This is a genomic window from Dyella sp. 01L423, from assembly GCF_056399945.1.
In genome coordinates this window covers 1,262,847-1,277,660 of the sequence record NZ_JBFTSI010000001.1, presented here as the reverse complement: position 1 = coordinate 1,277,660, position 14,814 = coordinate 1,262,847, and the positions used below count along the sequence as shown (strand labels likewise).

The window sequence follows — 14,814 nt, the reverse complement described above, 5'->3', positions numbered from 1 at the left end:
GGAACAAGGCTCCGGGGGATTGCCATCACGACGTGGACGGATCGGCTTTCGATCCTCGCTGCATAAGGCGACCGTCGGCCACCGGATGGGTTGAGACCTCGCAGTCACGCGAACGCTTGTTCAGGGGGAAACAACATGAGCGCCGATGCCGACCGGCTGATTGAGGTGGACTGGGATGGTTTTGATCCGTGGCGTATCCAGGCGGTACGCCATCGCCTGATGGATCATCCGCTCCTGCAACTGCCTTCGCTGGTGGAATTGAGCAAGCGCCTCGAGTCGCGCGGCCGCGTGCGTACGCATAGCAGCGACGCCACGCCCGGCACGCCGTTCAACACGGCGCCCAAGCTCCACCCCAATCGCATGACCGCCGCCAGCACGCTGCAACAGATCGAGCAGGCCAAAGCCTGGATGTCGCTGCTCAATGTGCAGACCGACGACACCTATCGCTCGCTGGTAGACGAAGTGCTCGACGACGTGAAGCCCGGCGTGGACCGCCTTGATCCGGGCATGTGCTATCGCGGGGGCTGGATCTTCATCACCTCGCCGAACACGGTGACGCCGTTTCACTTCGACAAGGAACACAATTTCATCCTGCAGGTGAGCGGACGCAAGACGCTCTACGTGTGGGATCACCGCGACACCGTAGCTGCCAGCGAAGAAGCGCGCGACCGCTTCCATGCCTGCCACGAACGCGATCGCCTGCACTGGGACGACAGCCTGCGCGAGCGCGCCACGGTATTTCATTTGGAGCCTGGCCAGGGCGCGTACATGCCATCGACCAGCCCGCATATGGTGGAGAACGGCGACAACGCGTCGGTCACCATCAGCTTCACCTACTACACCCATGCCACGCGCCGCGACAGCCTGTTGCATGCGGCGCACGAACGCCTGCGCGGCTGGGGCATCTCGCCGCCAGCCGTGGGGCAGAACGCAGTGCTCGACTTCCTGTTGCACTCGGGTTTCCGCTCGGCCATCGATACGCGTGAATGGCTGCGGCGCTCGCTGGGCAAGCAGCCCTATACGGATGGCTCGGCCTACGCCATCGCCGGTTGATCGATCGCGCAACAGCGCGCGCAGGTGAACGCCCATGAAGCAGCACAACATTGCAGCAACGTCATCGGCCGGCAGCGAACTGTCGCTGCTCGACGTCCTGGTACGCCAGACGCCGGCGCCGGTCACGGGTTCGCTGCAGCGGCTGAGCATGGCGGTCGATGCCGAAGTGATGCACAGTCTCGATGCACGAGCTGCGCGCCTGGGCATTTCGCCCGCACTTTTGCGCCGCGCCGCGCTGGCCTTGCTGGAGTCGCGCTTCACCGGGCAAGCCGAAATCGTATTGGGCACCGCGCAAGGCAATATCTTCCACAAGGTGCCCAGCGAGGGGACGGTGGATGCGTGGCTGTTGACCCACGCCACGCCCGCCGCAGCCGAAGGCGGCGCAGCCAGCGCCATCGGCGCCTGGAGCGATGACGCCCACCCACAGGTCTCGCTGCCGTTGCGCTGGAGTCTCTCGGCCAGCAGCGACCATATCGAACTGGACTACGACACAGCCATCTTCGATGAGTCGATGCTGCTCACATTGGCGCACGCACTGTCGCAGGTGCTGCATGCGCTCGCCCACCAGGACGCGCTCGAATCCATTCGCGCGCTGGACCAGGAAACATTCGAACGAGTGCTTGGCGGCTGGAACGACACAGCGATGCCGCGTCGGATCGAGGACACAGTGCACGGCTTGTTTGCCGGCGTCGCCATCGCCCATCCGAAATCGATCGCGCTCGATGGCCTGCTGGGCGCGATGAGCTATGCCGAACTGGACGCATCCAGCCATCGCGTCGCCGCTGCTCTCGTCCATGCGGGTGTCACACCGGGATCCGTGGTCGGTCTGCTGCTGGACCGCTCGCCCAACGCCATCGTTGCGATCCTGGGCATCCTCAAGGCCGGCGCTGCCTATTTGCCGCTCGATCGCACCAATCCCGCGGACCGTCTCGCGTTTGTGCTGCAGGATGCGCAAGCGGCGGCCGTCATCGTCGCCGATGGCATCAGCGTGCCCGATGGCGTCGCCGCGCCCGTGCTGGATATCGCGACATTGATGCAATCAGGCGACGAAGTGTCGTTGCCGGCGATCGACGGCAACGCGCTCGCCTATGTGATGTACACCTCCGGCTCGACCGGCACGCCCAAGGGCGTGGAGATCCGTCACCGTTCGATCATTCGTCTGGTACGCGATGTCCGCTACGTGGATTTTGGTGAAAGCCCGCGCGTGCTGCATGCGGCGCCACTGGGCTTCGATGCCGCCACCTTCGAGATCTGGGGCGCGCTGCTCAATGCCGGCACCTGCATCGTGCACGGCGAGCGCGTGCCCAGCGCTACGGGCCTGGCCGCCATCATCCGCCATCACGAGGCGCGCATCGCCTGGCTGACCGCGGCACTGTTCAACGCCATCATCGATGAGGATGGCAGCCATCTGCGCGGCCTGGAGCAGTTGCTCACTGGTGGCGAAGCGCTCTCGGTCGCCCATATGCGCAAGGCGCAGTCGCTATTGCCGGGCACCACCTTGATCAACGGCTACGGCCCTACCGAATGCACCACGTTTGCCACCACGTTCCACCTTCCCAACCCGCTGGATGCTTCGTTGCGCGCCATTCCCATCGGCCGCCCCATCGCTGACACCACTTTGTACGTGGTCAATGCACGCGGCGAACCGGTGCCGCCGGGTGTGATCGGTGAGCTGTACATCGGTGGTGAAGGTGTCGCGCGCGGTTATATGGCTCGCGAAGAACTGACCGCGGCGCGCTTCGTTGCCGACCCGTTCGCGGGTGGCGACCATCACCTCTATCGCACTGGCGACCTCGTGCGCTGGCTGCCGGAAGGCGTGATCGATTTCATCGGTCGCATCGACGGCCAGGTGAAGATTCGCGGCTACCGCATCGAAATCGGCGAGATCGAAGCCGCGCTGCAAGACCTGCCCGGCGTGCGCGCAAGCGCCGTGCTCGCACGCGAAGACCAGCCTGGCCAGAAGCGGCTGGTCGCGTACTTCGTGGCCGAAGATGCTGCCGTGACCGCCCGCGCGTTGCGTGCGCAGCTTGCGCAGACGTTGCCCGACTACATGGTTCCGGTGGCCTATGTGCGAATGGACAGCCTGCCGGTCACTACCAATGGCAAGCTTGATCGCCGCGCCCTGCCCGCGCCCGGTCGCGGTCGTCCGGAGCTGGCGGATCGTTACGCGCCGCCGGTGGGTGAACGAGAGCAGCAGCTTTGCGCGCTGTTCTCCGAAGTGCTGGAGATCGACCAGATCGGCCGGCTGGATCATTTCTTCGACCTGGGCGGCAATTCGTTGCTCGCCGTGCGCTTGATGGAGCGTGTGCACGCCACCGTCTCCACTACGCCGACGATTCCAGCTTTCTTCGCCGAACCCACGCCCGCCGCGTTGGCGTCGTTGATCGATGGGCGCGCGGGCAAGTCGGCGCTCGCCTCGCGCCTGTCACGCGGCCGCCAGGGCGATGCCGGCGAACCGATTGCCATCATCGCGGCAGCGGGTCGCTTTCCCGGCGCGGCCGATCTGGAAACGTTCTGGGCCAATCTATGCGCGGGACGCGAATCGATCACGCACTTCACGCGCGAGGAATTGGACGCATCCATTCCCGCCACGCTGCGCAACGATCCCGCTTACGTGGCGGCACGCGGCATCATCGATGGCGTCGAGGACTTTGATGCCGCGTTCTTCGGCCTCTCGCCGCGCGAAGCGGAATTGATGGACCCGCAACAGCGCATCTTCCTCGAGCTGTGCTGGGAGTGCCTGGAGCGCGGCGGCTATACGCCGGATCGCCACGATGCGCCGGTGGGCGTGTTTGGCGGCATGTACCACGCGACTTATTTCCAGCATCACCTGACGCATCGCCCGGACCTGATCGAAAAGCTGGGTGCGTTCCTGGTGTCGCTGGGCAACGAGAAGGATTTCTTCGCCACCCGCGTCGCGCACAAGCTCAACCTCACCGGCCCGGCAGTCAACGTGAGCACCGCCTGCTCCACTTCGCTGGTCGCGATTTGCCAGGCGGTGGCAGCCCTGCGTGCCGGGCAATGCGAGATGGCGATCGCCGGCGGCGTATCGGTCACCTGTCCGCCTCGCAGCGGGTATATCGCCCAGGAAGGCTCGATGCTGTCGCCTGATGGCCATACGCGCACCTTCGATGCCGATGCTCAAGGCACGGTGTTCAGCGACGGCGCGGCCGTGGTGCTGCTCAAGCGCTGGTCGGATGCGCAACGCGACGGCGACCAGGTGCTCGCGCTGATCCGCGGCGTGGGCATCAACAACGATGGCGGCGGCAAGGCCAGTTTCACCGCGCCGAGCAGCGAAGGCCAGGCGGCCGTGATCGCCATGGCGTTGGCCGATGCCGACGTCGATGCGCGCAGCATTTCCTATGTCGAAGCGCACGGCACCGCGACACCACTCGGCGACCCCATCGAGATCGAAGGCCTCACCACGGCCTATCGCCAGCACACGGACGACTGCGGCTACTGCGCCATCGGCTCGGTCAAGAGCAATATCGGCCACACCGTGATCGCCGCCGGCGCTACCGGTGTGATCAAGACCGCGCTGTCGCTGCGCGATCGCGTACTGCCGCCGTCGCTGCATGTGCAGGCGACTAATCCGAAGATCGACTTTGCCGGCTCGCCGTTTGTCGTGAATGACACGCTGCGTGCATGGCCGACCAGCGATCAGCCGCTGCGCGCGGGCGTCAGTTCGTTTGGCGTGGGTGGGACCAATGCCCATGTGATCCTGGAACAGGCGCCGGCGATGACGCCGTCCGATGCTGCCGAGGGTCCGCAGCTGTTGTTCCTTTCCGGTCGTACGCCAGCTGCTGTCACCACCGCTGCCACCAAACTTGCCGAACATCTGGCAGCGAACCTAGACATCAACCTCGGCGACGTCAGCAGCACCTTGCTGCACGGTCGCAAGGCGTTTGCTCATCGCGCTTGCGTGGTCGCCGGCAACGCCGAAGAAGCCACCACACGCCTGCGCGAACTGTCCGCCAGCAACGTGCGTGAATCGGCCAAGCCCTCGCCCGAAGTCGTCTTCCTGTTCCCGGGCCAGGGCTCGCAATACGCCGGCATGGGCAAGGCGCTGTATGAGAGCGAACCCAGCTTCCGCGCCGCCATCGACGATTGCGCCGAAGCGCTGCGCGGCGAACTCGGCTTCGACCTGCGCGAACGCCTGTTCGACGGCGATGCGGCTGCCTTGCGCGAAACCTCGTTGACCCAGCCGGCCACCTTCGCCATCGAATACGCGCTGGCCAAGCTCTGGCTGTCGATGGACATCGTACCGGCCGCGATGATCGGCCACAGCGTGGGCGAATTCGTTGCCGCGGTGATTGCCGGGGTGATGAGCCTGGCCGACGGCGCGCGCCTGATCGCCCGCCGCGGTCGCCTGATGCAGGCCATGCCGCCGGGCGCCATGCTGTCGGTCCGCCTGGGTGCCGATGCATTGCGCACCCGACTGCCTGATGCGCTGCAACTGGCAGCGGAAAACAGTCCCCATGCCAGCGTCGTCAGCGGTGATGCCGCGCCTATCGAATCCCTCCGCCTGCAGCTGGAAGCCGAAGGCGTGGCCTGCCGCTTGCTGCAGACCTCGCATGCGTTCCACTCCGCCATGATGGACCCGGTGCTCGAACCGTTCCGCGCCGAAGTGGAGCGCATCGCGTTGGCCGCACCGTCCATTGCCATCATTTCGACCTTGACCGGCGAGCCGCTCAGCGCCGCCGAGGCAACGTCGCCAAACTATTGGACCAGCCATCTGCGCGGCACAGTGCGTTTCTCGCCGGCCCTGTTGAGTCAGCTGGGCGACCAGCCGCGTGCCTTCATCGAGGTAGGCCCGCGCAACGCGCTGAGCACGCTGGCACGCCAGCACGCGCAGAGCCGCAAGCATCAAGTGGTGTCCAGTCTCGCTGACGGCGAATCGATGGAGCGCGCCGCCTGGGTGTCTGCCATGGGCGAGCTGTGGTGCGCCGGCCTGCCGGTGGCAGTGTGTTCGCTGGATCGCCGCGCGAACCGTCGCCGCGTGCTGCTGCCCACCTATCCGTTCGAACGCAAACGCTATTGGGTCGAGGCCGCAGCCGCGGCTGCCGTCGCCCCACCTGCTATTCCCGACAACGTCGTTTCGTTGTTTGCCCCTACGCCTGCACCCGTTGTGGAGCTCACCATGGATGTCAACGTTTCCGGCGCCAATGCCGGCTCGGCCCGTCACACGCGCCTGCTCGGCCAGCTCACCGAGCTGTTCGAGGATGTCTCCGGCACCGAGCTGGAAGGCGTCGATCCCAGTGCGGGATTTGTTGAACTGGGCCTGGATTCGCTCTCGCTGACCCAGGTCGCGCTGCAGCTGCAGAAGACCTTCGCGTTGAAGATCACCTTCCGCGAATTGATGGAGTCGTTTTCCTCATTCGAGCGCCTCGCCATGCATATCGACCAGATGCTTCCGCCGGATGTCTCCGCTCCGGCCACACCCGCCCTTCCCGCTGCAGCCGGCGCGACCGTGGCTCCCGCCGCCATCGTCGCGCCGGTCATGCAGATGGCCGCCACCGGCAACATCGTGCAGGACCTGATCCAGCAACAGATGCAGATCATGCAGCAGCAACTGGCGCTGCTCGCCGGCGCGACCATCGCCGCAGCGCCCGCGGCTGTGACACCGGTGCAGGCTGTCGCCGCAGCGCCAGTGCAGAGCGCGCCCGCAACCGCCGCACCAGTGACAGCGCAGGCAGGGCCGACGCAGCCGCAGACGCAGGACGAGGAGGCCGCGCTCGCCCACACCACCTACGACGTGAAGAAGGCCTTCGGCGCGATTGCACGCATCCACTCCAACCAGACGGACCTGAGCGACCGCCAGCGCGCCCGCCTCGAAGCCTTCATGCGCCGCTATATCGATCGCACGCGCGCCTCGAAGGAATACACGCAGCGTCACCGCGATCACCTGGCCGATCCGCGCGTGGTGAACGGTTTCCGTCCGTTGCTCAAGGAAATGATCTACCAGATCGTGGTGAACCGCTCGAAGGGTTCCAAGGTGTGGGATCTGGACGGCAACGAATACATCGACGCCCTGAACGGCTTCGGCATGAACCTGTTCGGCTGGCAGCCGGATTTCGTGCTCGACGCGGTGCGTCGCCAGCTGGATGCCGGCTACGAGATCGGCCCGCAGCATCCGCTGGCCGGCGAAGTAGCCGAGCAGGTATGCGAGCTGACCGGCTTTGATCGCGCTGCACTGTGCAATACCGGCTCGGAAGCCGTGATGGGCACCATCCGCATCGCCCGCACTGTGACCGGCCGCGACACGCTGGTGATCTTCACCGGTTCGTATCACGGCATCTTCGACGAAGTGATCGTGCGCGGCAGCAAGAAGCTGCGCTCCGTGCCGGCCGCACCGGGCATCCTGCGCAATACCTCCGAAAACGTGCTGGTGCTGGAATACGGCACGCCGGAAACGCTGCAGATCATCCGCGAGCGCGCCTCCAGCATCGCTGCGGTACTGGTGGAACCGGTGCAGAGCCGTCGTCCGGACTTCCAGCCGCGCGACTTCCTCAAGGAGCTGCGCGCGATCACCGCCGATACGGGTGCGCTGCTGATCTTCGACGAAGTGGTCACCGGCTTCCGCTCGCACCCGCGCGGCGCGCAGCACGTGCTGGGCATCGATGCGGACCTGGCCTCCTACGGCAAGGTCGTTGGCGGCGGCTTCCCGATCGGCGTGATCGCCGGCAAGCGTCGCTACATGGATGCACTCGACGGCGGCGGCTGGCAGTACGGCGATGCCTCCATTCCCACCGTGGGAGTCACCTATTTTGCCGGCACCTTCGTGCGCCATCCGCTGGCACTGGCTGCCGCGCATGCCGTGCTCAACCATCTCAAGCAGAACGGCGCCGCGTTGCAGGAGCGCCTCAACGCGCGCACCAGCCTGCTGATGGACGAGCTCAATGCGTTCTGCGCCAGCGTCGGTGCGCCGCTGCAGCTGGTGCACTTCGCCTCGGTGTGGAAGACCAACTTCACCGAAGACCATCCGCTGCAGGACCTGCTGTTCGCCATGATCCGCAGCCGCGGCATCCACATGCTGGACAATTTCCCCTGCTTCTTCACTACCGCGCACACCGAACAGGACTTCCAGGCCATCGCCAAGGCGTACAAGGAATCCGTGCTGGAAATGCAGGAAGCGGAATTCCTGCCGCGCAACAAGCGGGTGGAAGCGCTCGCCATCGATGCCAATCGCCCACCGGTGGTCGGCGCGCGGCTGGGCAAGGATCAGGACGGTAATCCCGCGTGGTTCGTGCCCAATCCCGACGTGCCGGGCAAGTTCATGAGGGTCAATGCATGAACCCGAACGAGCCTGCCCAACTGCCTGATGCCGACGCAGTCGCGGTTGACTACGACCCGTTTGCCGGCGCCACGCTGGCGCGGGTAGCGCCGGCGACAGCACCTCAGCGTGAGGTATGGCTCGCTTCCACGCTCGAACCGGAAGCGTCGCTGGCCTATAACGAGTCGGTGTCCCTGCGCCTGCATGGCGATCTCAACGTCGAGGCGTTGCAGACGGCGTTGCAGCAGCTGGTGGAGCGCCATGAAGCATTGCGCGCCACCTTTGCCAACGACGGCAGCGAGCTGTGCATCGCTGCGCAACAGGATCTGCCCTGCCCGCTGCGCGAACTGTCGTGGCTGGGACCGGACGAACAACAGGCCGAAATCGATGCCACGCTGATCCGCGTGGTAAGCGAGCCGTTCGACCTCGACGGCGGCCCGCTGGTGCGCGCCGAGCTGTTGGAGCTGTCGTCGCAGGAACACCTGCTGGTGTTCACTGCGCACCACATCGTTTGCGATGGCTGGTCGTTCGGCGTGATCGTGCGCGACCTGGCGGCGCTGTATGCCCAGCAGGTAGGCATGGGCCAGGAGCTCGGACCCGCCGATCCGTTCACCGACTACGCGCTGGCCGAAGCCGAGCACGCGCAGAGCACGGAAGGTAAAGCCGCCGAGGCTTACTGGATCGCGCGCTTCGCCAATGCGACGCCCTCGCTGGATTTGCCGACCGACCATCCGCGTCCGCGCCAGCGAAGCTTCCATTCGCTGCGCGAAGACCTGCTGCTGGACGCCTCGCTGATCGCCGACGTCAAGCGCATGGGCGCACAGCGCGGCGCCAGTCTGTACGCCACGCTGCTCGCCGCGTTTGGCCTGTTGCTGCAACGGCTCAGTGGGCAGGACGACGTGGTGATCGGCATTCCCTCCGCCGGTCAGGCGGCGGGCGGCCAGCACCAGCTGGTGGGCCATTGCGTGAACGTGCTGCCCTTGCGCGTGATGATGGATACCTCCGCGCCGTTCGCCGAAAGCCTCAAGCAGGTACGCGGCGACCTGCTCGACGCGTTCGACCATCAGCAATACACGCTGGGCAGTCTGCTCGCACGACTGGCGCTGCCGCGCGATCCGGGCCGGCTGCCGTTGGCCAGTGTGCTGTTCAACCTGGATCAGGCGCTGGACGAGCGCACCGTGAGCTTCCCGGGCCTGTCGTTCGAATTTGCCGGCAATCCTCGCGTGTTCGAGAACTTCGAGCTGTTCGTCAATGCCGTGCAGCTGCCCGCCGGCATACGCCTGGAATGCCAGTACAACCGTGACCTGTTCGAACCGGCCACGATCCAGTCGTGGCTGGATGCTTATGCCACGCTACTGCGTCAGGCCGTCGGCACGCCCGAGGCCGCCGGCCATGCGCTGGGGCTGGTATCGCCTTCGGCACAAGCGGCGCTGATGGCGTTGCAGCCGATGCGCTCGGCCTATCCCGCCGAGCAGCTTGCGCACGAATACTTCGAGAAGCAGGTGGATCGCGCCCCGGCACGCACCGCCATCTCGGGCGATGCATCACTGAGTTATGCGCAGCTGGACGCTCGCGCCAACCGCATCGCGCGCGTGCTGCGCCAGCGCGGCGTGGGCCAGGGTCAGCTGGTCGGCCTGTCCGTGGCGCGCAGCAATGACATGATCGCCGGCCTGCTCGGTGTGCTGAAGTCGGGCGCGGGCTATGTGCCGCTGGACCCGGGCTTCCCGGCGGAGCGCCTCGCCTTCATGGCGCAGGATGCCGCGTTGGCTGCCTTGATCGTGGACGACGAAGCCTCCGCCATCTTCGACTTCCCTGCGGCGAACGTACTGTCGCTGCAGCGTGACGCCGCCCTTATCGATGCCGCCAGCGCCGAACGTCTTGCGCGCGACGAGCGCTCGGCCACGAGCGAATCCGTCGCTTACGTGATCTACACCTCCGGCTCCACGGGCAAACCCAAGGGCGTGCGCGTGCCTCATCGCGCCACGGCCAATTTCATCAGCAGCATGCAGCGTGAGCCGGGCATCCATGAGAACGACCGGTTGGTTGCCGTCACTACGCTGTCTTTCGATATCGCCTTCCTGGAACTGATGCTCCCGCTCAGCGTGGGCGCAGCGGTGGTGTTGGCCGGACACGACGATGTGCGCGACGGTACGGCGTTGCGACAGTTGGTGGAGCGCAGCGGCGCGACCATGATGCAGGCCACGCCCGCCGGCTGGCGGGTGCTGCTGGAATCGGGCTGGGAAGGTCGCGCCGGTTTCAAGGCGGTCGCCGGCGGCGAACCGCTGCCGCTGGATCTGGCCGAAGCACTGCTGGCACGTTGCAGCGAATTGTGGAACGCCTACGGCCCCACCGAAACCACGGTGTGGTCCACCCTGTGGCGCGCACAGCATCCGCGTGCGGGGATCACCATCGGCCGTCCGATCGCCAACACCACGGTGCACGTGCTCGACGAACTGGGCGCGCCCTGCCCGCTGGGCATGCCCGGCGAAATCTATATCGGCGGAGACGGCGTCACCTTGGGTTATCTCAATCGCCCCGAACTCAACGGCGAACGCTTCCTGCCCGATCCCTTCAGTGGCGACGCACAGGCAAACATGTACCGCACCGGTGACCGCGGCCGCTGGCTGGCCAAGGGCGAGCTGGAACATCTGGGGCGCCTCGACTTCCAGGTGAAGATCCGTGGCTACCGCATCGAACTGGGCGAAATCGAAACCGCGCTTACGGATCTGCCTGAAGTCGCACGCGCCGTGGTGATGGCGCGCGAGGATCGCCCCGGCGATGTGCGCCTGGTGGCCTATGTGGTGCCCGCGGAAGGTGCAGATCTGGAGACCGTGGACCTCTGCCCTCCGCTGCCCCAGCGCCTGCCCGACTACATGATCCCGCAGCACTTCGTGGCCATGAGCGCGATACCGCTGCTGCCCAATGGCAAGATCGACCGCAAGTCCCTGCCCGCACCCATGCAGCCGGTCGCCGAAGCGCGCCGGGACCGTCGCGCGCCGCAAACCGAGACCGAGCGACGCGTCGCCACCGCCATGGAAGCGGTGCTCGCGCTGCCCGAGCTGGACCTGCGCGACAACTTCTTTGCCCTGGGCGGTCACTCGCTGCTCGCTGCTCAACTCACCGCAAAACTCAATCGCGAGTTTGGCATCGCGCTGTCGTTCCGCACCTTGTTCGACGCACCGACCATCGAGGGCCTGGCCGAAACCATCGATAGCCATCGCGTGCCCGCCAGCGACACCGCGGCCGTGGATATTCCGCGCCTTGCCGATCGCCAGGTGGCGCCACTGTCGTCCATGCAGCAGCGCCTGTGGTATCTCGAACAGCTGCACCCCGGACGGGTCGTCTACAACACGCCATCGGCCCATCGCCTGCGCGGCCCGATGAACGTGGATGCGTTCCGCCAGGCGCTGCGCGACGTGGTGCAGCGTCAGCCGGCGCTGCGTACCTCCATCGAGGCGGGCGAGAACGGCGGCATCCAGCGCATTCACGCCGACCTGCTGCCGGAGCTTCCGCTGGAGGATCTCTCCCACCTGCCGGCCGACGCGCGTCTGGATGCGATCCGCCAAGTGCTGGATCAGGACATCGCCATACCCTTCGATCTCACCCAGCCGCCGCTGTATCGCGCGCGCTTGTTCCGCATCGACGAACACGACCACGTGTTCTATTTCATGGCCCACCATATCGTGTGGGACGGCTGGTCGTTCGATCTGCTGTACGAGGACCTGTCGCGCGCCTATGTGTCCCGTTGTGCCGGTGAAAGCGCCGGCTTGCCACCGCTGGCCGTTGACTACAGCGATTTCGCCGCCTGGCATCGCGACTGGATGCGCAGCGACAACGTGCAGCAACAACTCGCGCACTGGTTGAAGACACTGGATGGCGCACTGGAGCCACTGGAGCTGCCCACCGATCGCCCGCGCCCTGCGCGCATGTCCGGCGCCGGTGCCACCGAATGGGTACGCATACCTGCCGAACGCGTGGCCGCCGTGCATGCGCTGGCACAACGCGAGGAAGCCACGCCCTTCATGGTGCTGCTGGCCACCTACTATGTGCTGCTCCATCGCCTGGGCGGACAGCGCGACCTCATCGTCGGCACGCCGGTGCGCGGTCGCGATCGCGTGGAGACGGAAGGCATCATGGGCCTGTTCGTCAACGCCCTGCCGCTGCGCGTGAAGGTGGACCCCGAGGCGCCGTTCCGCGATGTGCTCCGCCAAGTGCGCCAGGTGGTGCTGGATGCGTTTGCGCATCCGGACGTGCCGTTCGAGCAGTTGGTGTTTTCGCTGGGCCTGGCGCGCGACGAAAGCCGTCCGCCGATTTCGCAGGCGATGTTCTCCTTCCAGGATGCACGCCGCCGCATCGTGTCTTGGGGCGGGTTGGCGCACGAGCACCTGCCGGTGTTCCAGCGCGGCGCCGCCGACGACATCGGCCTGTGGTTTCTCGAGCAGGAACACGGCCTGCTCGGCGGCATCACGTACAACAGCGATATCTTCGACGCTCGGACCGCCGCACGCTTCCGCGACTGCTACGAGACGCTGCTGGCTTCGGCCCTGGCCGATCCGGCGCGCACGGTGGCAAGGCTCGATCTGCTGCCGCCGCATGAAAGCGCCTTGCTGGACGAATGGAACCAGACCCAGCTTGACGTTCCCGATGTCGCGTTGCATACCCTGTTCGAACAGCAGTGCGATCTCGCCCCGGAGCGCAACGCCATCCGTTGCGACGGCGTCCTACTCAGCTACCGCCAGCTGGACCATCGCGCCAACCGCATCGCGCACGCGCTGCGCGAGCGTGGCGCACGCCACGGCGCGCTGGTCGGCGTGTCGCTTACCCGCGGCATCGATATGCTCGCCACCGTCCTTGCCGTGCTCAAGACCGGCGCAGGCTACGTGCCGCTGGATCCGGAGTTCCCGGCCGATCGCCTTTCGTATATGGCGCAGGATGCCGACCTCACCGTGTTGGTGACCGAATCGGCCATGACCAGCCGCATCGATAGCGAAGGCACCTCCCGCCTGTTGCTTGACGAGGCAGCCGAGGAGCTCGATGCGCTGCCGACGACGCGCCTCCCTGTCGACCAGGCACTTGATGACCGCTCGACCGCCTATGTGATCTACACCTCCGGCTCCACCGGCCGCCCCAAGGGCGTGGCGATTCCGCATCGCGCGGTGGTGAATTTCCTGGCGGGCATGACGCAACGCCCGGGTCTGTGCGCGGACGACCGACTGCTTGCCGTGACCACGCTATCGTTCGACATCGCCGTGCTGGAGCTGTTTGGTCCACTGAGCGTGGGTGGCGAAATCCTGCTCGCCACGCGCGAGGAAGCCACTGACGGCGACGCACTGGAACAATTGCTGCGCACCTACGCCGCCACCATGATGCAAGCCACCCCGGTGACCTGGCGCCTGCTGCTGCAGACCCCCTGGCAACCGCCGCACGGCTTCCATGCGCTCTGCGGGGGCGAGCCGCTCTCGGCCGATCTTGCCGAGTCCTTGCTCGTGCGCGGTTGTGAGCTGTGGAACATGTACGGCCCCACCGAAACCACGGTGTGGTCCACCTGCTGGCGCGTTGAACACCCCGAGCGCGGCATCGCCATCGGCACGCCGATCGCCAACACCACCGTCCACATCCTGGACGAGCACGGCCAGCATTGCCCGATCGGCGTTCCCGGCGAGCTGTGCATCGGTGGCAATGGTGTCGCGCTGGGTTACCTGCATCGCGATGAGCTGACCGCCGAACGCTTCCCGGCCGATCCGTTCTCACCTGGCGCTCGCTTCTACCGCACGGGTGACCGCGCACGCTGGCTCGCCAGTGGCACGCTGGAGCATCTGGGCCGCATCGACTTCCAGGTGAAACTGCGCGGCTATCGCATCGAGCCCGGCGAAATCGAAGCCGTGGCGCGCACCGAACCCGGCGTGCTCGATTGCGTGGTGGTGGTGCGCGAGATCGCGCCGAACGATGAGCGGCTGGTGCTGTATGCCGTGTGCAACGAGGACGAGGAGCAGCTGTGGCCCAAGTTGCGGGCGCAACTGGCGTCGCGCCTGCCCAGCTATATGCAGCCGCAGCACCTGGTGCGCCTCGCTGCCCTGCCACGCACACCCAATGGCAAAACCGACCGCAAGGCGCTGCCGCCGCCGTTGCTGCACAGCTCCACGCCCGTTGACGCCGAGCCGGGCGTCAGCGCCAGCGACGATCCGCGCGAACGCTACCTCGGCGAGCTTTGGTGCCGGCTGGTCGGCGCTGACGACGTGCGTGCCAGCGACAACTTCTTCGATATCGGCGGCCACTCGCTGCTGGCCATCGACATGGTCACGCAGGTACGCAAGGAAACCGGCGTGAAACTCAATCTACTCGACGTGGCCACCAGTCCGCTTGCCACTCTGGCGGCTGCGTTGCCTGAAGGCGATCTCACGGAACCGGGCAAGGCAGCGTCGCTGGGCGGACGCCTGCGGCAATTGTTCGGACGGCGGTGACAGCAGCATATCGGTGACAGGGGAACC

Annotated in this window: 3 protein-coding genes; all 3 read left to right on the top strand. The window is 66.1% G+C overall.

Annotated elements, in window-relative coordinates; genetic code table 11:
- Nucleotides 1-135: 135 nt before the first annotated feature.
- From AC1DMY_RS05795 to AC1DMY_RS05785, 3 genes are read left to right on the top strand one after another with little or no spacing between them, the layout of a single operon-like run.
- On the top strand, nucleotides 136-1,053 hold the full coding sequence (locus AC1DMY_RS05795; RefSeq protein WP_477164025.1) for a cupin-like domain-containing protein: 918 nt from the start codon (nucleotides 136-138) through the stop codon (nucleotides 1,051-1,053).
- Between the two features lie 34 nt (nucleotides 1,054-1,087).
- Nucleotides 1,088-8,347, top strand: coding sequence for a hybrid non-ribosomal peptide synthetase/type I polyketide synthase (locus AC1DMY_RS05790; protein WP_477164024.1), 7,260 nt, complete (start codon nucleotides 1,088-1,090; stop codon nucleotides 8,345-8,347).
- Nucleotides 8,344-14,787: an amino acid adenylation domain-containing protein gene (locus AC1DMY_RS05785; protein WP_477164023.1), complete on the top strand. Its 6,444-nt coding sequence runs from the start codon at nucleotides 8,344-8,346 to the stop codon at nucleotides 14,785-14,787. Before AC1DMY_RS05790 ends, AC1DMY_RS05785 begins: the two co-directional genes overlap by 4 nt.
- Nucleotides 14,788-14,814 lie beyond the last annotated feature (27 nt).

Bases quoted from the DNA above. Each gene is read 5' to 3' on its own strand.
- AC1DMY_RS05795 (WP_477164025.1), top strand. From the start codon at position 136: ATGAGCGCCGATGCCGACCGGCTGATTGAGGTGGACTGGGATGGTTTT.
- AC1DMY_RS05785 (WP_477164023.1), top strand. From the start codon at position 8,344: ATGAACCCGAACGAGCCTGCCCAACTGCCTGATGCCGACGCAGTCGCG.
- AC1DMY_RS05790 (WP_477164024.1), top strand. From the start codon at position 1,088: ATGAAGCAGCACAACATTGCAGCAACGTCATCGGCCGGCAGCGAACTG.